We start from the raw sequence: 21491 nt of genomic DNA, 5'->3' as shown, positions 1-21491 counted from the left end.
CCTAATTTGCCAGCCATGTCATGAATTGACGTTGTTTTCGTTTGCGACGTTGATTCGCCCAGAAAGTAATTGCCGCTAATGTGAACAGGGCTAACACATAATTAGTGTATTCCCAGAATAGCTGGTCACTGTGTTCCATTGGCGGTAGTGTGCGGTTGAAATTACCACGAGAGCGAATACTCATTAATGCGCTGTCTTCAAGTGACCAGTCAATAGCATTCATCATTAGCTGAATCGAATTCAAATACTGATCCTGAGTTACACCGCCAGTGAGCTGTAATATCTGATCATTCAAGAAATCATTCGAGCTAAACAAGATAATACGGGCACTGTCGGTGGAGCGAGTTACCACGCTAGTAATATCGAATTCAGGTGCTTTATCGGCTTCATTCGCTTCATCTGTTGTGGATTCTGCATTTGTAGCAACGCCTGAATCGTTCGCTTTTTCAGTACCAGTGTCATCTGCAACATTTTTTTCAACACTAGCCACTAAAGATTCTGGTTTACTATTGAAATATGAAGTAAACCGACCTTGAGCGATAACACCGAGTATTTGTTCACCTGTTTCGCCCTCTGACAAGTAGCTAGTTTCACCAAGCTTATCTACTCGAGGCATGACATCAAGCGATTTAGATAACCATGCCTGATCAGAACTTTTCAAAAGCGGTGTGAATTGAATATCCTGATGTCTATCACTAACAGAGATAGGTGATGCCCAGTTCATGGTAAGCTGTGGTAACTCGGCAGTTACAAGATGCTCTTTATTTAAGCCAGTTCTTACGTCAATAAAATAAGGGTAATTTAACATGCGCATTTCGCGGATCTGGAAGCCGCCCACATTTCGAGTTACTGGAATTGGAAATGCAGAATTGTTTGGATCCATGACCAATGCATCTTCAACGGTTAAACCGTGATGCGTGAGCCAATCTTGCAAGCCACTATCAACTGGAGACATTGATAGACTTTGGTTCGACAAGTTTACGCTGTAAGGTGATGTAGCAGCGATAACCGTGCCGCCTTTCATCAGAAATTGGTCAACAGCAAACAGCTCTGCCTCAGTAAGCGATTTGGGTGATACAAGCATCAAAATATCTGTTTCACCGGAAACCAAGCCATCAGTTAAATCTTCACGTTTAACGTTGAGTTCCGCGCCTAACATTCGTTCTAACTGTGTAAACTGCGCACTTGGCATGCCATAGCCATATGGGGTGCTGGCTGGCATCACTAATGCGAGATTTTTTGTGAATCCAGTTGCAAAGCGTTTTATCGCTGCGTCTAGGTTGCGTTCAAATGTGCCTTTGGTCATATCATCAAGCGGAATTTGAACGATTTGCTCGCTACTTGCCAACGTAAGGTAGAAGTAAAACCTTTGATCAGAAAATAAATTGGCAGACATTGGCTGGAAGCCGTAATCTTCTGCAATTTTCTTAGCCACTTGGCCATCGTTGTCATCAGGATCAATGATTTCAACAGTTAATTTACCATTGGCTTTGCCTTGCACTTTTTTAAGTGCTTCAGTAACCACTTTCTTGAACGCTGAAAGCTGTTCCGGAAGTTTCTCGTCCTGAGATAAATAGCCTTTGAAAGTGAGTGGCTGTTTGACAGTATCAAACAAATTACCCGCGGTTTGGTAGTGTTGTAACACGGTTTTAATGGCACGCGTTATGTCGTGCTCCGGATTGCGCAACATGACATCTACGTCAGACTCAGCACGTGCTGATACTTCAATTAAGTCACGGAAGCCAAGTATCTGGTGTTCATCACCGTATTGAACTAACACATTAAAGTACGAGCTGACAATGGAGGACTGATAACGGTCAGCGACCTGAAATGGTAATGGTTTGATACCAAATTGATTATTGGCTTCTTTTTCCAACTCAGGTGATTGTTGTGGATCGATAAACTCGACGCGTACCTTACCGTTACCCGCAATGGCGTACTCTTCTAGTAAGTCTTTTACCTGAGGTACCAGAGGTGCCAGCAGAGGGTGGGTTTTCTGACTAAAGTAGCCTCTGATCAACATAGGTTCTTGCAATTGATTCAAGTAATTTTTCGTTGCGTCTGAAATTGAATATTGTTGGCCTTCAGTGGTATCCCAACGCAACTGCGGAAGTTGACCTAGCCATAAATTTGCCACGAGGGCGTTAGCCGCGAATAAGCCAACCAACATGCGCCAGTGCTTGTGATGGTTGTTGCCACGATTGGTTACCCAGCGTTCTTGCTCTAGGAAAAAGGTGTTAAGTGCCAGAAATACTAAGACGAGCGACAAGTAGTAGTATAAATCTCTAACATCGATTACTCCACGGGTGATATCTTCAAATCGTGCGCCTGTACCAAGTTGTCGAAGGAATTCTGCAGTTTGGTGACCAAAAAAATCGGTAATGGCTGGCGCGCCGATAAAATAAAACAACCCGCAAATCGCACAGGCGGTAATGAGGCTGACGATTTGATTATCACTCTTAGCTGATACCGCTAAGCCAATACTCAAATAGGCCGCTCCGAGTAGTAGTACGGCCAGATAGCCTGAAATTACGGGTCCCCAGTCTAAATCGCCCAAGATACTTACCGTAATTGGCAGCGGTAAAGTAACCGCCAACGCAATACAAAGTAAAGCAAGGCAGCCGACAAATTTTCCGAGTACAAAGTGCCATAGCGGTACAGAAAGTGTGTGAACAAATTCTATCGTGCCACTACGTCGTTCCTCACTCCATAATCGCATAGTGAGTGTAGAGCACAGAAATACAAGTAATATTGGCATCCATTCGAACATTGGGCGAACATCTGCAATATTTCGTGAGAAGAAAGCTTCACCCCAAAAGAAGATGAACAAAGTCACCGCAACGAACGCCCCTAAAAATAGATAGGCAACAGGTGATGAAAAGAACAGCGCGATTTCTTTTTGCGCAATTCTAAAGGTGTTGACGCTGGCTGATTGATTAAGCTGCATTTTCCACCTCCTTTTCTGTATCTAGTTGACTATTTAACTGGTTGAATAAGGTTTCCAAATCACGCTTTTCGGGATAAATACCAAATACATTGGCATTGTTACTAACCAGTATTTTAGTAATATCAGCGCTAATAGACTGACGAAACGCTTGCTTAGAAATGGTAACCAGCCAAAGATTGTTATTTTCGGCTATAACCTCTGTAACGCCTGATATTTTTTCTATGAGTGAAGCGTCTTGGCAGTCGGTTTCTACTACGATACGAGTACTGTTTTTCAAGGTTTCGAGTTTTTCATCAATGACCAGCTTACCTGCTTTTAGCATCAGCACACGGTCACAAATCGCATTCACTTCTTGCATAATATGTGTTGATAGAATGACGGTAGCGTCTTGAGCGATTTCCTTTATAAGCAGACGCATTTGTAGGGTTTGCTCTGGGTCTAAACCATTGGTTGGCTCGTCTAAAATTAATAGTTTAGGCTTGCCTAAAATAGCCTGTGCAACACCAACACGCTGCTTGTAGCCGCGAGACAACGTATGAATAGGTGCGAGCACTTTTGCACTAATATCCGTTGCCTTGATTGCGCGTTTTATTTCATTTTCTTTTTTCTTACCTGTTAATCCTTTTAAATCGGCTGAAAAGTCTAAATATTCAGCCACTGTCATTTCAGGATAAACGGGCAGGTTCTCAGGTAAATAACCTAAATGTTGTTGAAGTGCTTTAGGATCGTCGTTTAAGGAAATACCATCGAGCGACACAGTGCCGCTGTCAGCTTCAAGGTATCCTGTGATCATTTTCATTATTGTGGTTTTACCTGCGCCGTTATGGCCAAGTAAACCAATAATTTCGCCTTTTTTTATTGTAAAACTCGCGTTATCTACAGCGACAAAAGAGCCATAGCGGCGAGTTAAACCATTAACTGCAAGCATGGTAGCCCCCGCGATTTATTGAGTTTTTGTTGTAATTTTGTTGTTTTGCTTATTTAACGGCATTCGAGTGGCAGCCGGGTGAGTAATGCTATTCAAATAATACATTGCTAAATATCTCCATGGTTGCAGGGAACATCCCCAAACAAAGTATCTATACGAATCATTTTTTTGATGGGGATTAATTGAACGAGTTCAAGTGGGGTTTATGAAAAATTTTGGCAGAGGAGAATTCATGCATTAACTCTAATGTTTTTATTAGAGCAATAGTGGTTATCTAAAGTTGCGCTACTATTAAATTATGTATAACTCCATTTTTAGCAAAATGAAATTTCTAATATTGGCGCTAATGTTGTGTATTTTCACCGCTCATAGTGAGGAAGTGAATACTTACAAGGTGATTTTGTATCACAAAGCTAATCCGCCCTATAGCTTTTTTGACAATGACGCTAGGGCTGGCATTTTTTACGATATTTTTGCCGAAATTGGTGCGCTCACTGGCTTAAAATTCGAGTTTGTCACTTTATCAGTGGCACGCGGGAGAATTCAGTTTAATCAGGGGAAAGTGGATATTGAACCGGGTATTAACCCGATTTGGCGACGAGACGAACTGGTTCAAGGGCTATACAGCATTAGTTATGCGTACTCGAACGAAGTAATACTGGCAAAAAACGAGACATATACGACAGATGTCACTAAATTTTATGGTGAAGTCATTGGTAAAGTGCGTGGTTATGGCTACGGAGATTTTGAGCAACACTTTGGTGAAGGGAAGATTCTCATTTCTGACAATGTGTCAGAAAGTATGCTAATAGAACAACTGTATAATGACAGGTTCAAATACATCATGATTGGTGAAGTAACCGCTGCCTATTACGCTTATATCAATGATAAATATTCTGACTTTACGGTGGCTTATGAAGTTCAAAGGTTGCCGGTATCAATGCGCATACACCCAAAACACCCCAAGTTACTCGAACAAATAAATGACGCAATTAGAATCATGTTGGAGGAGGGTACAATAGAAGCAATTTACGGCAAATATGGTTTCAAAATTAGAGAGTCAGCACCAAGCCCGTCAATCAATGAATAACAAGGTCACCATTAGCCTTCGCCGCTTACATGGGTATTGGGTTTATACAGTTGGCAAAGCATGATCACCAATACCGCACAAAACATTAATGCTGAAAAAGGTACGGGTGTACCGGTAAAGGTAATCGCCAATACGGGCCCTGACAACGATCCAATGCCAAATCGTAACGTACCAATTGCAGCACTCGCTGTTCCACTATGCTCAGGGAATTTCATTAGGATCAGAGCATCTGAATTTACGCTGATGATAATGAGTGACGCCATTAGTACAACCGTCGTCACAACGGTGTAATAGATGCCAAAGTCAAATAAGTTAAACAAGAGCAGGCCAAACCCAGACAACATAGCAGTAATGGTGGCATAGGCGAGCATTTGTTTAGAGCCAAGTTTAACGACAAACCGTGTGTTAATGAAATTTGCGAAAAACAAACCAATCACATTGATTCCAAACAAAATACCAAAGAATTGTGCAGAAACACCAAAAACGTCCATGTACACGAATGGTATGGCGGTTAAGTAACTAAAAAAAGCAAATGAAGCACAAATACCTGCAATTAGATAAGGGCGAATGCCTGATGTTGAAAAGACGGTTTTGTAACTTGCGAAAAACAATACAGGCCATGAGGCGTCTTTTTCTCGTTTAGGAATTTCGGGTAAGCAAAAGACGGCTGCAGCAAGAATGATGGTGCCATATGCTGCCTGAAAACTAAAAATTGCCCGCCAGTCACTTAATTCGAGCAAAATTGAACCTAAGCTAGGTGCCACCATCGGCGCAACCATCATTATCATAGAAACATACGATAACCCTTTGGCCGCATGTTCCCCATAGATGTGTCTAATAATACCGGGGGCTACAATTGCCGCGGCGCCACCGGCAATGGCCTGGCATGTTCTCACAAACAAGAACCCTTCAATGGTGGTGACTTTCGACAACGCAAAACTGGCGAGTGAAAACCCAAGTAAACCAAATATCGCCATAGGCCGTCTACCGAGCACATCTGCGATAGGTCCGCAAAATAACATCGCAATAGCAAAACCAAGCAAGTAACTGCTGAGAGAGTTTTGCACGATAGCAATGTTGCTGTTTAAATCTGTTGCGATCGCCTGCATAGCCGGTAAATACATATCAATGGCCAGTGGCGTGATTGCGGAAATTGAGGCGAGTAATACTAATACGCATTTAGAGATAGTGAGTGTGCTCCGTGAAGATACATGTGTTGGCGCTTGGGGATTTGACATAGCTACTCGCTCAAGTGAAAAACGTGACAACTGATGTACATTTTAAGGAAGACAGTGTTATTAATAAAATGCATAATGCTGATAACTGGTATGCAAAAAGCGAATGGTTATGGGCCAACTGTCTGATCTAAATTTATTGCCTGCGTTACATATCTTGTTGCAGGAAAGGCACATTAGCCGCGCCGCACAACGAGCGGGACTAAGTCAACCTGCGATGAGCCGAGTATTAGGGAAATTGCGACAACAATTTCACGATGATTTGTTGGTGAGAACAGGTACCGAGTATCAGTTGACGCCAAAAGCAAGTCACCTTAAGCAACAATTAAACAGCTTAATCCCTGAACTGGAACAATTGCATCAATCGGAAGCTTTTTCGCCATGTAGTTCTGACAAAATGGTACGCATTGCCGGAACAGACATGGACGTACTAATGCTGACTGACAATATTCATCGTATTCAAACGCAAGCCCCTAAACTATCGCTGTCATTCAAGCAAACGAATATGCAGATTACCGATCAAGTGCTCAATGGTGATTTAGACTTTGCTATTACTGCGGCTAATGATGATCGCGCTGGGCTGCATCGAATTGTATTATGGCGACAGGCATATGCGGTAGTAGTTGACAAGAACAGCCCTCTTAGCGCTGACAACTTTACCTTAGACGATTACCTTGCGCATCGACATGGTGCATATAATCTGTCGGACGTACACAGGGGGCCAGTCGACTTTGCGTTGGCACAACTTAACTGCCAACGTAAAATTACGTTACGGCTACCTACCTTTATTCAAATCCCTGCGTTATTGGCAAAAAGTGACTTAATGTTTTCTGTACCTGATAAGTTTGCCGAATATTTAGCTAAACATCATTCGGTAAAAATATTACCGCTGCCCTTTGACGTACAGCCATTTAATATTTATCTGTATTGGCATCATCGATTACACAACAGCCAGTTACACAAGTGGCTGAGAGATGCACTAATACCAGATGATACGTAAGTCGTTGATTGCCAGTCAACATTATTGTTGATAAGCTCCTGACGATCCAAAACTGCTTAGTTATTTGGATTGGATATTTGCCACAGGGTAATTAACACCGAGATTGGCAATTTTTTAGGATCATTAAGTTTTAAGCGTCATGGATTAAGGAGCAGACGATGAAGAAACAAGTTAAACGATTATCACCACATCAAAATGGTAAAGTTTTTGGGGTATTAATGGCCGTGGCAACTTTGCCAATGTTCATTCCCATGATGCTAATGATGTCATTCGCTACGCCTAACGTAGGTGCGAGTGGCAACTCAACCGATTTGCCTGTGTTCATGTTTGTCGTATTCCCGTTTTTGTACCTGATCTTTGGCTACATCTCCACCGCAATCATTTGTTTTTTCTATAACGTCTTGCAGAAGTACATTGGTGGTTTTGAGTATGAAACCTGTGAATCAAGCTCAGAAAATTCTTAGCAATTTGGTGTTATAAATCCAAAGCAAGTGTTGGCCACACTATTAAGCTTGAGTTTGATAAGGCTTTAATACCAATCCGCATAATTTCTCGCTAAGAGAGCAATTTCTTATACGGATTGGTATAAATATTAATTTAAGAACATACAAAGGATGTAGTCGTACGACTAGTCTACGCTCATCAGGTTGATTTAGGATTAGGGGTATACGATGGAATCTATGGAAATGACGGCTAAAAAGGAGCCTTTAAGCATTGGAGGATGGTTAATCCTTGTTGCGATTGGAATTGTAATATCTCCAATAAGGCTAATTTACCACCTAGGGACCACATATCCTTCAATATTTGTTGACGGTACTTGGGAAGCGTTAACCACTAAAGGGAGTGAGTTCTACTCGCCAATTTGGGGGCCATTTCTAGTTGGGGAGATTGCAGTCAATATTATTTTGGTGTTGCTGGGAGCATATCTAATTTTTTTACTCTTCGCTAAGAGAGCTTCACTACCCAAGTGGTATTTGGGCTTAGCATTATTTTCTACTGTCTTTATCTTAATTGATGCATATATGGTTACGCTCGTTGTCCCTGACATGGAAGTTTTTGATGCAGAAACAATGAAAGAATTTGGCCGTAGCCTTTTTAGCTTGTTGATATGGTCGCCGTATTTATTCTATTCGCAAAGAGCAAAAGATACGTTTATTAATCTACGTACAAGCTAGGCTATTGGCTAGTATGTGAGTTTTATGTTTGTGTACAACAATCGTTAGGTGGAGCAGTGCTATGAAATTGATGGTTAAATATTTATTGTTACCTTTGTCTGTATTTGTAACAGTTTTAATCGTGTACATTTTATCTTCTTTACTGTTTTTCTCGGAAGTAGAGGTTGATAAGTACGGAATTTATAGTCAATGGAATATTCCCGTAACGTCGAGTTTTGTTATTAAGACACGCTTAGAGAAAGGACGATTTCAAGCGGACGGTAACAATGAAAATCTAAACTTTTTTGATGGACCTATTGTAACAAGTACGCAAAATGAGCAGTTATTAGTACAGTATTATTGTCATGGTCAAGTGCAAAGCACGCTGGTTGATGATTCGGCAAGTGTTGAATGTCAGGGGCAGAATTACGTATTTGATTTTAACGCTCCACAGCCACAAGATACATTCAGTTTCGACATGCCTAATGAACTTGTCGTCGTTGGAGATATTCATGGACGACTTGAAACTTTCCAATCGCTGCTGACACATAGCAAAGTAATTGATGAGCAAGGACAATGGCAGTTTGGTGAAGGGCATTTGTTACTCACGGGTGACGCCATTGATAGAGGGCGAGACAGTTTTCAAGTACTTTGGTTTATTTATCGTTTACAGCAACAAGCCAGCGCCGAGGGGGGAAAAGTACATTTTATTTTAGGTAATCATGAGCACATGGTTATGGCAAATGACTTGCGTTATGTTGAATCAGGTCATCGGTATGCGATTGAGCAAATGCTCCCATATGCTAAATCCTTGACGTCGGAAACCTTGCTTGGCAGATGGTTAAAAGAACAACCTCACGCAATTAAGCTGGGTGACATGTTGTTTACTCACGGTGGTATTAGTCCTAACGTGAGTGATCGATTTGCTGACCTAAACGAATTAAATCGTCAGTTTATTAAATGGACTGAAAATGGCGTTGACGATGTGAATTATCAGCAAGTAGCAAAAGACCCTTTAAGTCTAAGTTGGTATCGTGGATATTTTTCAGAGGCAAAAGTCTATCCGAAAATAACGGAAGAAGAATTGGATCAAGTACTTGCTCATTTCAACGTAAAAACATTAGTTGTTGGGCATACGCGTCAACAGCAAATAAGTGATTATTTCAATGGCAAAGTCATTGCGATTGATACCATGGATGTTAATCCACAATACTTGCGCGTGATCAATGGACAAGTAGACAAAGTGTCAATTAATAAGCCTGTTCAAGTACCTGAACAGGCGCGCACAGTAAGAGATTTTAGCTTATTCAATGCGACCGATCGTGCATTTTTAGCCAATATGTTTTTTGGTTAAGGTGTATGTGGAGTTGGATAATTTCTCAAGACTTCTATAATTGATTATGTGGCTTTTGAGCAAGTGATACTTGGATGATTCCTTTGGTGAACTTATGTGTTATAAGGTGAAATAGATCTATGAACATCGCTCACCAGTGGTTTGGTGTCTTGATAATCGTATTGATAATGCTGATACCGAAGAGCAGCATTGCTGCTGAGCCACTAACAGAAAAGAGAATCGAAGCGTTCGGTAAGCACCTTTGGCAACTGACTAAAGAATCACCTAGGCGTATTTATCCATATCTAGCTGACGACTTAGCAGTAGAATTGAATGTTGGCTCGAGTGCTCAAGGTCTAACCCTACATTACAATAAAGCCGACTATATTAGAGTGGTCGAAAAGTCATTGTTTGAATCAAGAATAAAATGGGAAGATTTCCAAGTGGATATGTTCGATTTTATTGTTCATTCACCTACCAGAGGACAATATACGGCCAGATCTTATTTTGAAGGAATTAACACGTTAGTGTGGGGTACTTATTACGTGGAAGTGCGAGAAAACAAAATGTACATCACTAAGATTGTTGAATCGTTGTAGTTGGCGGTTGGAACACGTGTATGTGGAGTTGATATAGCATAGTTAACTGTATGCCTTATCAACTCATTTATATTGATCGTTTTAGTCACTACTGGAACTTAATCACAATCCAACTCGAATTCTTCCTCTTCTACGGCAGTGTGTACACTAATGAGTACTGAGCCACCATTCCTAATAACCGTATACGTATAATTTGCTTTTATTCTAGAACCCGAAAAACAACCGATTGCACTCAAATATTCTTCAACATCATATCCTGATGCATCTTTAATCTTATCCCTACTCAAATGATAGTCGAGAGATTTTCCTGATGAAAATACGCTGTTGGATGTGTCCATTTTCTGTACGCCTGTGCTAGTACTATTTAGCTTAAACGCTATTTTCGCCCCATTTGGCAAATTGAAAATGACCGTATTGTGTTTTTGCGTATATTTAAGCCCAGCTTCAATGTTTTTTGCTGATGATTTAACTGAAATTTCTAAGTTTTGCGTCAGATCTTCCCAAAGCCCATATTGCTCGTTCAATACATCGACTCTAATTTTTTCAATATAGATATTTTGACATATTTCACTATTGTATACGTCGCCAGGATTACCACAATCCCTGTCATCTTGGCTACTATAGCCTGCACTAAACCCTGAAATACGTAGTTGGCTATATTTGTTATGGATTGCTCGATAATATGTCAGCGCATTTGTAATCTTTTGCTTCGTAGAGTTAGAAGGTGTTATTAATTCAGCATCAATATTTTGTTCTTCGACTTCGACAAGATAAAAGTAGGATTTATTTTTTATGGGATCTATTACTAGCACAAAATACTCAAACACTTCGCTGTCGTGTTCATTCTCAGTCTCAGTCTCTGAGTCATATATATCGGGATATTTGGGAACAATTGATTTCGCTTTTTGTATAGGTGTGCCGCAATTGTCGCATATACGAATATAGTCTAATCTATCAGTGGCGTTTGAGTTGAAAGGGGCCGTACATGCAGATAAAGCAAATGCACATAATGTGATAAATTTATATAGCATCTAAATAATTCCTTTTGTTAGCTTTTGGTTGATTAACAGCAGTTTCTCGCTGCGCACAAAATACTCTACGTAAAAAACAACTACACTCAATGCTTTATCATAAGAATAGAGAAAGAATAGATTTCAAGATAGGAAATAGATGTTCAAAATGCTGCGTCAAGTAACAGGTTAACTACCAAGTATTAATTTGTTTTACTGGTGAGAGTCTAATACGGAATTTTGTTGGAAAGTCTGTTTGAAAGGCAGGTTTATTGGTTTTTACTTTTACATCGTTATGCAGTTGACGATGTTCACATCTACTTCCACTAGAAAGCTTACGCTATTCGCATCGCTAGCTTGGGAATACCGTGAGATGGAACCCACCTTTTAAATTCAACAAACCCATGTTTTTCATATAATTTTATCGCAGGTGTGTTCGCAACGGCGGTTTCTACGACTGCATCCAGTGATTCATGCTTTTTCAGAATGTCAGTTAATAGCTTGTTGGCAATGCCTTTTCTAAAATGACTTGGTGAAACAGTAAAACTGTCAATTTCAACGCATTGATCACTTAGTGTTATTTCCGCTACGGCTGCAAGTTCTCCATGTTCGAAATAACCATAAAATTGTGATGTGGCGCATTGGATATCAGCCGCACTTCTTGCTAACGGCGGAAAATTTTCCACGCCAAGCAATACAGCTTCAACGCGATATGAACCTTGAAAAACGTCAAATATTTGCTGGGCTGTTTTCGCCTCTGAGTTATCTAATTGGTTGATCATATTTACTATTCCAAGCTATTAATTTTTGTTAATTAGCTGGGAAACTTTTTCCTTATACACGCGGCCTACTGGGATCACAATATCATGAATATGTAATTCATTTGCCTTAATTAACGTTAGCGCTTGGTGTGCAACAATGTAAGAGCGGTGTACCCTCGAAAACTGCGCAACGGGTAGAAGTTTTTCAAAGTCAGAAATCTTCATTTGGCTCAACAATTGTGACTCTTTGAGGTATACAGAAGTGTAGTTTCCGTTGGCCTTGATATATGAAATATCGTGCAAAGCCACTTGATGATGTTTTTTATCATCTTTAATGAATATATGCGCCTGACTAGCTGTGTTAGTCGAGTGTTGAATGTTACTGTTACTAGCCTGTAAAGCGAATTTGTCTATGGCTTTGTTTATTGCTTTATTGAAACGCTGGGCATTGAATGGCTTTAGTAAGTAGTCGGTGATCTCATATTCGTAACTCTCCAGTGCATATTCTTGATGTGCAGAAACCACTATTATTTGGGGAGGATTTTGCAACCCTTGCAGAAATTCAAAGCCAGTGATTTGCGGCATGTTGATATCGAGAAAAATTAGCGCGACAGAATTTTCAGCCAGCAGTGATTTTGCCTCAATTGCATTGTAACACTGACCGACTAGGTTAAGCGTTGAGTGGGCTTTGGCAAATCGTTCAATGAGCTTGTGTGCTACGGGTTCATCATCAATGATTAGGTAATTAATGGTTGTCATCACTATTTACTTTTAGGTTAAATCGATTGTTACCTTGGCAGTGTATAGGCCGTCGGTCACAGAACTACTATACTGATGCTTATCGGGAAACAATAGTGTTAATCGCCGCTGTAAATTCTCTACACCTAACCCACCCGAACCACGCTTGCGTTTGTTTTTTTCTAATATGTCTTTATCAAAATTATTGGTAATGCTAAACAACAGACACTTACTATTAATGGCAAGTTTGAAGTGAATGAACTGGCTTTGTGTGAGCGTATCAACGCCATGTTTAAACGCATTTTCAAGTAAATTGATAAACAACAAAGGTGGAATGCGTTGGTCTGAACTTTCAATTTCTTTGGCAAATTGTATGTCGAGTCGTTTGGAATGTCGCAATTGATTTAACTCGATAAAGTTCTCTAAATAATCGATTTCATCTTTCACAGATACCGTATGCTTACGTCCTTCGTAAATGGTAAAGCGCATCATTTGCGATAACCGGTAAATGATTTCTTCCGTTAAATCTGATTTCTCAACGGCAAGTCCATATAAATTATTTAAGGTATTAAAGAAGAAATGTGGATTAATTTGGCTCTTGAGTAAATTCAGCTCTGCTTTCAGTGTTTCTTGGTGCAGGTGATCAATATACTGCTTTTGCTTTGCACGATCGTTGATTAGATAGACTAACGGCAACATCATGCTGATCGTTAAAAATACGATCAAGACTTCTGGATTAGTGGTTTTATACACGGTATACAAAGCTGCACCGTAGCCAACACATAACGCAATTGTTTTTAACCAGACTTTCAAAATTCCCTGCTTTCTATTTACATCAGTTTGTACAAAGATGTCGTTCGACATGGTTTAGTTGTCGTTCGTCATTTGATTGTTTATTTAGATGTGAGTGATTGTACTATACGCATAAATTAAAACCACTGGGAAGTATGCATGTTAACTATACGAAACTTATCAAAAACTTACGATAACGGTGTACAAGCACTGAAATCGGTATCACTTGATATCTCGCCGGGGCTTTTCGGCTTACTTGGGCCAAATGGTGCGGGGAAATCGTCACTGATGCGTACTATTGCTACATTGCAACAACCCTCGCATGGACAAATTAGTTTTGATAACAAAGATATTATCAAGAATCCAAATATCTTGCGTGAATGTTTAGGTTACTTGCCGCAAGAGTTTGGAGTGTATCCTAAAGCAAGCTGTTATGAGCTTCTTGATCACTTGGCCTTGCTCAAGGGAATTACTGATAAAAAACAACGTAAAGCTCAAATTGACAGTTTGCTACACCTCACCAATCTATACGACAAGCGTCATAACGATGTGGCTACTTATTCAGGAGGAATGCGCCAGCGCTTTGGCATCGCACAGGCATTGCTTGGTGATCCTCGATTGATTATTGTCGATGAACCAACTGCAGGATTAGATCCTCAAGAACGAAACCGATTTCATAACTTGCTATGCGAGATCGGTGAGAATATCGTCGTTATTCTTTCTACCCATATCGTTGAAGACGTTAGTCAACTATGTCCTAACATGGCGATTTTAGTGGATGGCCAAATACAGCTGCAAGGAAAGCCCGCAGAGCTCATCAATCAATTGGACGGTCAGATATGGTCAAAGATGGTGAGCAAACAAGAAGCCAAAAAATGTCGTACCAAATTGAATGTGCTGTCAGAGCGCTTAATAACGGGTAACACTCAGCTCATTGTTCAAAGCGAATTTCAACCTGAATTGGGTTTTGAGCCAGTTAAGCCTAACTTGGAAGATGTCTATTTTGCGACGCTACATCAAGCAAGAGGGGAAGACTTAGTGCCTAAAGGAGATCAAGATGTTGCTTAAGTTACTACCGTTTGAGTTGAAACAGCAAATAAAACAAGGTGGTTTTTGGGCGGCCGCTGTTGCAATGGTTTGGATGGCGATATTAATCACGACACAACGAGGATCTGCGTTACTGTACGCCAACTCTGCGCACGCAATTACGCAAACGCTATTGTTTATTGCGCCCAACATCATTTTTGTCATTTGTGTGTTGGCATCTGCAACCGTCTTGCGCGACAACCAATATAAAATGGAACCCCTAATTTTTTCTACACCGATTGATAAGTTCAAGTACTTAGGTAGCCGCTACCTAAGTATTGCATTAGCGGGTGGGTTAGTCTTATTGCTCGCGCTTATTGCGATGATGATAACGCCGTTTTTCTTAGCGCCAGAATTAGTAGGGCCTTTTCATTTAAGTTTTTATCTGGCTAACTTCTTGATATTCATTGTGCCTAGTATTTTACTTTGTACTTCACTGGTATTTGCAGCTGCGATGCTAAGTAAAAGTATGATTACGGTTTTCGTTTCTGGCATCGTTTTATACGTGGTGTATATCATTGGTTCGATAATGGGGAACTCGCCATTGATGGCTGGCTCATCCGTGCTAACCGAAGGTTATGGTTTTGCTTCCTTGTTGGAACCGTATGGCTTAATCGCGTTTATGGAACAGTCAGCATATTGGAGTGTTGAACAGCGTAATACCTTTCTGCCTGCACTGTCAGGAGATCTGCTATTCAATCGTATTTTATGGTTAGCGATAAGCTTTAGTTTATTTGTCTTTACCTATAAAACGTTCACATTTAGAGCCGTAAATGACGGCAAAAAGGCTCCAGAAAAAGCAAGCTCATCTGCAAGCGAAAAGCAGAGACAAGAAGAAATTTCATTGTATCAAAGCATAAAACCTGCAGTGAATTTTGACAAACTGAACCTGTCCGTCGCGTGGTCTAAATTTAAAATCGAATACTTCACGGCAACTAAGGGCAAGGTATTCATTGTACTGATGATCACTACCATAGCTTTTACCTTAGGTAATCTAATGAGCAGCATTCTTGAAGGACCAATTGCTAATGGACAGGCTTACTTACCGCAAACAGCGTTAGTTCTCGAATTTTTACAAGAACCGCTCGCTAAAATTGGCATGTTGGTCGTTATTTTCTTTACGGTCGAGCTATTTTGGAATGAGCGTATGGTAAAAATTGCGCCGCTGATCGATTGCACGCCAACACAAAACTCAACCTTTTATTTAACAAAGTTAGCAACCGCATTGGCGATAGGATTCACGCTGATTTTGGTCAGCATTGTTACCGCTGTATTGTTTCAATTTTCACAAGGCGAATTTAACGTTCAACCACAGTTGTACTTGCTATTGTTTTATTACAGTGGTGTTCCAATGTTACTGGTTGCGCTATTAACATTATTCTTGCAGCGATTTGCCAAAGCTAAGGCGATTGGATTATTACTTGGGTTAAGTGTGTTTGTGCTAAACGGCCTTGCCAAACATTTACTGATTGACCATCCGCTGACAGTATTTGCTTATCAGCCATACTTCATTTTCTCTGAAATGGCAGACACTATTTACCATGCCGAAGCTGTGCATTGGTATAACCTTTATTGGTTGTCTATTGCTGGCGTGCTGGGAGTGTTAACGGTGAAATACTGGCAGCGCGGTGCTTCTAATGTCGCTCAGCATCTCACAACTATAGGTAAATTGGCGTTGGCGAGCTTTTTGGTACTAGGTGTTGGTAGTGGGAGTTATATTTTTTACCAAACCAATGTATTCAATCAATTTTATACTGAAAAGCAACAAGTTGCGCTTATGGCTGACTATGAAAAAAATTATCGTCAGTTTGAAAACCAGCCCATGCCGACGATAATCGACGTGAATGTAGAGATGGATATTTTTCCCGAGCAGCGAAAGTACCAAGTAACGGGTCGTTATGTGATAGAAAATCAAACATCGGCACCTATCTCACAAGTGTTAGTCTCTGTGCTACGTCAAAGCCATGTGGAGTATCAGGTTAACTTACAAGGTGCTGATTTAACTCAGCATGATAAAACCCACCAAACGATGCTGTTTAGCCTAAAAGAGCCACTAATCCCTCATGCGACAACGACAGTAGATTTCACTATTGCGGCAACTCATAACGCTTTTGGCGAGCTTGACGGTGAACATTACGTGACGGCAGGCGGTAGTTACATTGAACTAGAAGATGTTATCCCACAATTTGGCTTTATGGATTACTACGTACTAATTGATGCAGATGCACGTAAAGAACATCAACTACCTGAATTAGCGCGCACGATGCCAAGTCATGAGATGCAGGTACAAATGCAAGACAGGTTAAATTTTAGTGCGGTGATTTCAACGTCAAGTGAACAAACGGCTGTTACTGTAGGGAAGTTGAACAAGCAATGGTCTGAAAAGGGACGTAATTACTTCCATTACCAAAGTGGTGAGCGTATCAAAGCGCAATTGGCGGTTGTGTCTGCAAACTTCGATGTGACCACAAAAAACCATAATGGCGTTGAACTGATGGTCTTTCATCACCCCGAGCATAGTAACGATAACGACATGATACTAACGGCGTTAACGCAATCTATGGATTACTTTGCAACACATTATCAGCCGTATCATGCAGCGCAATACTCAGTGGTTGAAATCCCATATTTCTCAAGCCTACAGTCTTTTGGTAGTGCTCAACCTGGCATGTACGTGGGCGTAGAAAACCGTATGTTTAATTTGGATAGTCGACACGTTAATCTGGAAGAAGCCAATCCACAGCTACGTGGCATTGCTCATGAGTTTGCGCATCAGTATTGGGGAGATTACATCGAACCACATTACATCGCAGGTGCACCATTATTAACTGAGACACTAGCCAAATATACTGAATTGGTAGTTACACGAGCGGTATATGGTGAAACAAGTGCCTTTGAACTGGTGAATAACTCGCTAGACATGTATTTAAAAATGCGCTCGTACATGACGGAGTATGAACAACCATTATTTACCATGGGACACGAACCGCACCTATTTTACGGTAAGGGTCAACACAGCATGTATGCGCTTTTGGATGTTTTAGGTGAAGAAAAAATTAATCGCGCATTACAGCAATTACTGGTAACGAAAGGTTATCCGTATAAACCAACATCATTAGACTTACTTAGCGTATTTTATCGGCAAGCAAGCAAGGAGCAGGTACAGCGTATTGATGACTTATTTAAGCATGTAGTGTTTCACGAATTTGAACTTCATAGTGCCGACACCACACAAATGAATGAAAGTAAGTATATGACAACGATTGATGTCAGCACGCTAAAATATTCAGTGGATTTGAACGCTAGTAGTGAACGCCAAGTGCCGATGCAAGAAGAAGTACAGGTGGCACTTTATGACGGCTATCCTGCCTATGATGACAGTAATGCGTTAGTGATTGAGAAAGTTGCTTTCAACAACGATCGTAGCAAGATAACGCTATATAGCGACACTAAGCCTAGTCATGTGCAAATAGACCCTAAGTTGTTTCAAATCGACCGTAACCTAGCCAATAATATTATCACCGTAAACTAAGTGTTTCCCCAAATGGCAGCGCAGCCATTTGGGGGCCTTAGCCTCTATTGGTATTAAATCTATTGTGATTTTCCCAATCATTAATAAATAAGGAGAATGTAATGAATACATTGCCACTCTTGGCGGCCTTTTGCTTGTCTGTTGCTTTTGCTCTGACAGGTAATAGAGCCGAAGCACAAGAGGTAACGGTCAGTCAATTAGAAGCAAATTATTATGCTCGTGATTATCAACGAATTGATGAGATATTAAGCCAACGTAAAAGACCGTTGACCATTGATGAGCAGCTGTTGAAGTTAGCGGTAGCGGTGCAGCGTGATAAAGACGATGTTGAAGCCGCGCTAACATCATTTGTTCAACAACATGGCGCGAATGCCAAGGTGCAATATTGGGCTGGGCAATTATGGCTAACGATTGCGAGACGCTCGTCTATATTTGGCAAAATGTCGAAATTCAGTCGATACGTTAACGCTATGACTACTGCCGCTAACCTAGCACCAGATAATGCACGTTACCAAATGGAAGCAGCAAAAGCTTATGGCCAACCTTCCATGATGGGCGGTGATCCTGATCAACAACAACCTATCGTCGAAAAATTACAACCAACACAATCACCATTCGCTCGTATCGCCTATATGGATTATTTGCAAAATACACAAAATAAATCACAAGGCATCGAATACGCGATAGAGATGACGAAAGCATACGCCACCAACGTTGAAGTTGTTGAACGCGCCGGGCAACTTATGTGGACATTTGAAAACAAATCGATGGCAGGGCAAGCGTTTTGGCAGGCGTGCCAACTGCCAGTAGGGGAGAGAGAAGCGCTTATCAAATGGGAAACTGCCTGCTGGTTAGTTGCGACCTTTAGTTTGTCTGGCAATATGTCATTGGACGATGGAATTCAAGCGGCTGAAAGACTGTTGGTGCATAGCAGGGTATATGACACAGAATATCAAGATAACTTATTTTTATTGGCCCAATTATTGGAAAAAAATGCTGAAAAAGCCAAGGCGATAGCAACGTATAATGAATTGCTTAAACTATCATCCGACCGAGTATTGAAAAACAAGGTCAAAAAAGAAATACGAAAGCTGACTAAGCACTAAATATTGTTTTGGTTAGCTACAACGCCTTGCTTGTCTGCCCAATTCATCGCCTAATACATCTCAAGGCTGAATATCTTGTCATAAATATTTAATATAGTGGGAGTTTGGCTGTGTTACTTGTTTGAAATGAACTTCACACTATATGCAGTTATAGATAACGCTTAGTTCTATCTACGAATAGCTCCTCTGAAAGTAAAGATAAACGAGCAAGTTTCGGGCGAAAAACTTTCGCCTAGTCAAATATCTTGTCATAAAAATTAAACAAATCATTCTTATAACATGGCGTGATTGTACAATATCTTTTTGGCGCGATTGTTAAAATACCCCCACTTAATTAACACCGGACTGTAAAAATGAATAGAAAAGTATTAGTAACAGGTGGTACTAGAGGGATTGGTGCTGCAGTCATAGAAGAATATTCGCGACTGGGCTATGAAATTTATTCGACAGGTTCGCAACAAAAAACAATCGATGAAGCGAAAAATAAAGACGTCGTTACAAAATGGTATGTATGTGATTTTGCTAATCTTGAACAGGTTGACAGATTAGGGCAGGAATTGGCAAAAGAAAGTTTTGATATTGTCGTGCACAATGTCGGGATTCAACAACCGAGAGATCTTTTTAAACAAGACAGTGAACCATACTCATTTGATCAAGAAATAGCCATAAACCTTACTGCACCTACTTTGCTCTGTCGCTATCTCTTGCCTAGTGTCGAAAAGCAACAAGGTACTATGGCATTCATAACGTCAGGACTAGCAGTATTTCCAAAGCAATCTTCAGCTATCTATTGTAGTGCTAAATCCGGGTTAAGAACCTTTGTCAGATGTTTACGAGCGCAGGCGAAACAACAAATGAAGCAAGTGCATATATGTGAAGTCATCATGGCACTGGTTGATACGGCAATGACGGAAGGCCGGGGAAAGAATAAAATTACGCCACAACAAGCTGCACAAGAGTTAGTAAAAGGCATTAACCAACGTAAAGACGAGATTCACGTAGACAAAGTGAAAGTGTTAATGTTTGTGCGTCGCCTTTTTCCTAACTTTACAGAAAGTTTGCTACTCAAACTCTAGCTAAAGGTTAGTGTATGTTTTGTTTTATTTTTGTTAAATTTCGTTGGTGGTGTTAAACAAAGTTATTCGTTATATAGAGATATAAGTTGAAGATATTGTTTAATTAACTTAACTGTTTTTTTACAAGAAAAGGTGACAAAGGATGTTAAATTTTGCGAGTCGTGCGATGGCGCAAATACTGTGGGCGAGTTATCAGAAACTTAAAGGAGAAAGTGATTTCCTAAAGGCAAATGATATTCCTTTAAAAAAAGCCTATATTCCAATTAATCAAAAGCAAGAGCTCTTGGGGCGAATTGTTCGAGAGCTAGGCAATTCCAGTTTACTTAAACAAGGGGCAGGTATTCGTAAATTATCTGAAGATCCTTGTATTCAAGCACTTACATATCAAGCAACGCCACAAAAGCTCATGATGAGATGGCAGCGCTTAGAGCGATATATTCACTCAGTGCACCATGTTGATGCGCAATTTCTAAGTGACAATAGTGTACAACTGACTCATATGAGCAAGGATGTAAATTCCCCCCCCTCATTGCATGAGAGTTTGGCAGTAATCGGTGTTATTGCCAATTTACTTCGATTCATTGGCGCGAGTGATTTGACGATATCTGTTGAAAAAACAGGGATGCCAGTGACCGATGATTACATTGATAATCTGACAATAAGTCCGACGAGTTGGTACATCAACTGGGGGGTATTTGAAACACACGAAATTCCAGCGCCGATGTGTACAACCGTTGACGATACCCAGGAATTTAATTTTATACCACCTGACTATTGGACCGATAAAGTTAAAGATACTGCTAATGCGATTATCAAAGAAGATCTGTTCACACCACGGATCACTCGGGTCGTTGGCTTATTGAATACATCCGAGAGAAGTTTGCAACGCAAGTTGAAAGAATGCGGGGTTACCTTCTCGTATTTAGTCCAACAAGTACGTGTGCAAATGGCGGTTTATTATCTTATTAACAAGAAAATGCCTTTGTCTGAAGCTGGATTTTTATGTGGCTTTACCGATCAGGCGCACTTTTGTAAGCAGTTTAAAGCGATTGTTGGTGTGTCGCCTTTGGCATATCAAAAATTGGTCAATTAATGAATAACGAA

The 21491-nt window shown here is 40.5% G+C and carries 18 protein-coding genes; 11 read left to right on the top strand and 7 right to left on the bottom strand.

What is annotated here, in order from left to right; genetic code table 11:
• Window position 1: 1 nt before the first annotated feature.
• The gene (locus ACSLUK_RS05315) at window positions 2-2947 is read right to left on the bottom strand and encodes a Gldg family protein (RefSeq protein WP_448547489.1); all 2946 of its coding nucleotides are present in this window, start codon (window positions 2945-2947) and stop codon (window positions 2-4) included.
• Complete coding sequence (locus ACSLUK_RS05310; protein ID WP_448547488.1) at window positions 2937-3875, bottom strand: ABC transporter ATP-binding protein; 939 nt, start codon at window positions 3873-3875, stop codon at window positions 2937-2939. Before ACSLUK_RS05310 ends, ACSLUK_RS05315 begins: the two co-directional genes overlap by 11 nt.
• A 379-nt stretch (window positions 3876-4254) precedes the next feature.
• On the opposite strand from ACSLUK_RS05310, the gene ACSLUK_RS05305 reads away from it, so the two are divergent.
• Window positions 4255-4965, top strand: coding sequence for a substrate-binding periplasmic protein (locus ACSLUK_RS05305; RefSeq protein ID WP_448547487.1), 711 nt, complete (start codon window positions 4255-4257; stop codon window positions 4963-4965).
• A gap of 11 nt (window positions 4966-4976) precedes the next feature.
• Here ACSLUK_RS05305 and ACSLUK_RS05300 read toward each other — a convergent pair whose 3' ends face one another.
• Window positions 4977-6203 (bottom strand): multidrug effflux MFS transporter, encoded by a 1227-nt coding sequence (locus ACSLUK_RS05300; protein ID WP_448547486.1) that lies wholly within the window; start codon window positions 6201-6203, stop codon window positions 4977-4979.
• A gap of 109 nt (window positions 6204-6312) precedes the next feature.
• Between ACSLUK_RS05300 and ACSLUK_RS05295 the strand changes: the two genes are divergently transcribed.
• From ACSLUK_RS05295 to ACSLUK_RS05275, 5 genes are all read left to right on the top strand, one after another.
• Window positions 6313-7200, top strand: a complete 888-nt coding sequence (locus tag ACSLUK_RS05295; RefSeq protein ID WP_448547485.1) for a LysR family transcriptional regulator — start codon at window positions 6313-6315, stop codon at window positions 7198-7200.
• Window positions 7201-7358: 158 nt separating this feature from the next.
• Entirely contained in the window at window positions 7359-7664 is a 306-nt protein-coding gene (locus ACSLUK_RS05290; protein WP_448547484.1) for a hypothetical protein, read from the top strand.
• 207 nt (window positions 7665-7871) lie between these two features.
• Window positions 7872-8375 carry a DUF2569 domain-containing protein gene (locus tag ACSLUK_RS05285; protein ID WP_448547483.1) on the top strand — a complete coding sequence of 168 codons (504 nt, stop codon included), beginning with the start codon at window positions 7872-7874 and terminating at the stop codon, window positions 8373-8375.
• 61 nt (window positions 8376-8436) lie between these two features.
• A complete protein-coding gene (locus tag ACSLUK_RS05280; protein WP_448547482.1) occupies window positions 8437-9708 on the top strand; it encodes a metallophosphoesterase in 1272 nt (423 codons plus the stop codon).
• Window positions 9709-9827: 119 nt separating this feature from the next.
• The gene (locus tag ACSLUK_RS05275) at window positions 9828-10286 is read left to right on the top strand and encodes a hypothetical protein (RefSeq protein WP_448547481.1); all 459 of its coding nucleotides are present in this window, start codon (window positions 9828-9830) and stop codon (window positions 10284-10286) included.
• A 98-nt stretch (window positions 10287-10384) separates the two neighbouring features.
• On the opposite strand, the gene ACSLUK_RS05270 is transcribed toward ACSLUK_RS05275, so the two are convergent.
• The 4 genes from ACSLUK_RS05270 to ACSLUK_RS05255 all read right to left on the bottom strand — a co-directional run bounded on the left by ACSLUK_RS05270 (window position 10385) and on the right by ACSLUK_RS05255 (window position 13659).
• Window positions 10385-11317 (bottom strand): hypothetical protein, encoded by a 933-nt coding sequence (locus tag ACSLUK_RS05270; protein WP_448547480.1) that lies wholly within the window; start codon window positions 11315-11317, stop codon window positions 10385-10387.
• Between the two features lie 314 nt (window positions 11318-11631).
• On the bottom strand, window positions 11632-12078 hold the full coding sequence (locus tag ACSLUK_RS05265; RefSeq protein ID WP_448547479.1) for a GNAT family N-acetyltransferase: 447 nt from the start codon (window positions 12076-12078) through the stop codon (window positions 11632-11634).
• A gap of 18 nt (window positions 12079-12096) precedes the next feature.
• Window positions 12097-12816, bottom strand: coding sequence for a LytR/AlgR family response regulator transcription factor (locus ACSLUK_RS05260; RefSeq protein ID WP_448547477.1), 720 nt, complete (start codon window positions 12814-12816; stop codon window positions 12097-12099).
• Between the two features lie 12 nt (window positions 12817-12828).
• On the bottom strand, window positions 12829-13659 hold the full coding sequence (locus ACSLUK_RS05255; protein WP_448547476.1) for a sensor histidine kinase: 831 nt from the start codon (window positions 13657-13659) through the stop codon (window positions 12829-12831).
• 87 nt (window positions 13660-13746) lie between these two features.
• On the opposite strand from ACSLUK_RS05255, the gene ACSLUK_RS05250 reads away from it, so the two are divergent.
• The 5 genes from ACSLUK_RS05250 to ACSLUK_RS05230 all read left to right on the top strand — a co-directional run bounded on the left by ACSLUK_RS05250 (window position 13747) and on the right by ACSLUK_RS05230 (window position 21480).
• Window positions 13747-14655 (top strand): ABC transporter ATP-binding protein, encoded by a 909-nt coding sequence (locus ACSLUK_RS05250; RefSeq protein WP_448547475.1) that lies wholly within the window; start codon window positions 13747-13749, stop codon window positions 14653-14655.
• Window positions 14645-18205: a M1 family aminopeptidase gene (locus ACSLUK_RS05245; protein WP_448547474.1), complete on the top strand. Its 3561-nt coding sequence runs from the start codon at window positions 14645-14647 to the stop codon at window positions 18203-18205. The genes ACSLUK_RS05250 and ACSLUK_RS05245 overlap by 11 nt, the downstream gene beginning before the upstream one ends.
• A gap of 101 nt (window positions 18206-18306) precedes the next feature.
• The gene (locus tag ACSLUK_RS05240) at window positions 18307-19311 is read left to right on the top strand and encodes a hypothetical protein (RefSeq protein ID WP_448547472.1); all 1005 of its coding nucleotides are present in this window, start codon (window positions 18307-18309) and stop codon (window positions 19309-19311) included.
• Window positions 19312-19664: 353 nt separating this feature from the next.
• The gene (locus ACSLUK_RS05235) at window positions 19665-20387 is read left to right on the top strand and encodes an SDR family NAD(P)-dependent oxidoreductase (protein WP_448547471.1); all 723 of its coding nucleotides are present in this window, start codon (window positions 19665-19667) and stop codon (window positions 20385-20387) included.
• A gap of 142 nt (window positions 20388-20529) precedes the next feature.
• On the top strand, window positions 20530-21480 hold the full coding sequence (locus ACSLUK_RS05230) for a helix-turn-helix domain-containing protein (RefSeq protein WP_448547470.1): 951 nt from the start codon (window positions 20530-20532) through the stop codon (window positions 21478-21480).
• Window positions 21481-21491: the final 11 nt, after the last annotated feature.

This window comes from Thalassotalea fusca (genome assembly GCF_053485835.1).
This window is presented reverse-complemented; position numbering and strand designations above follow the sequence as displayed.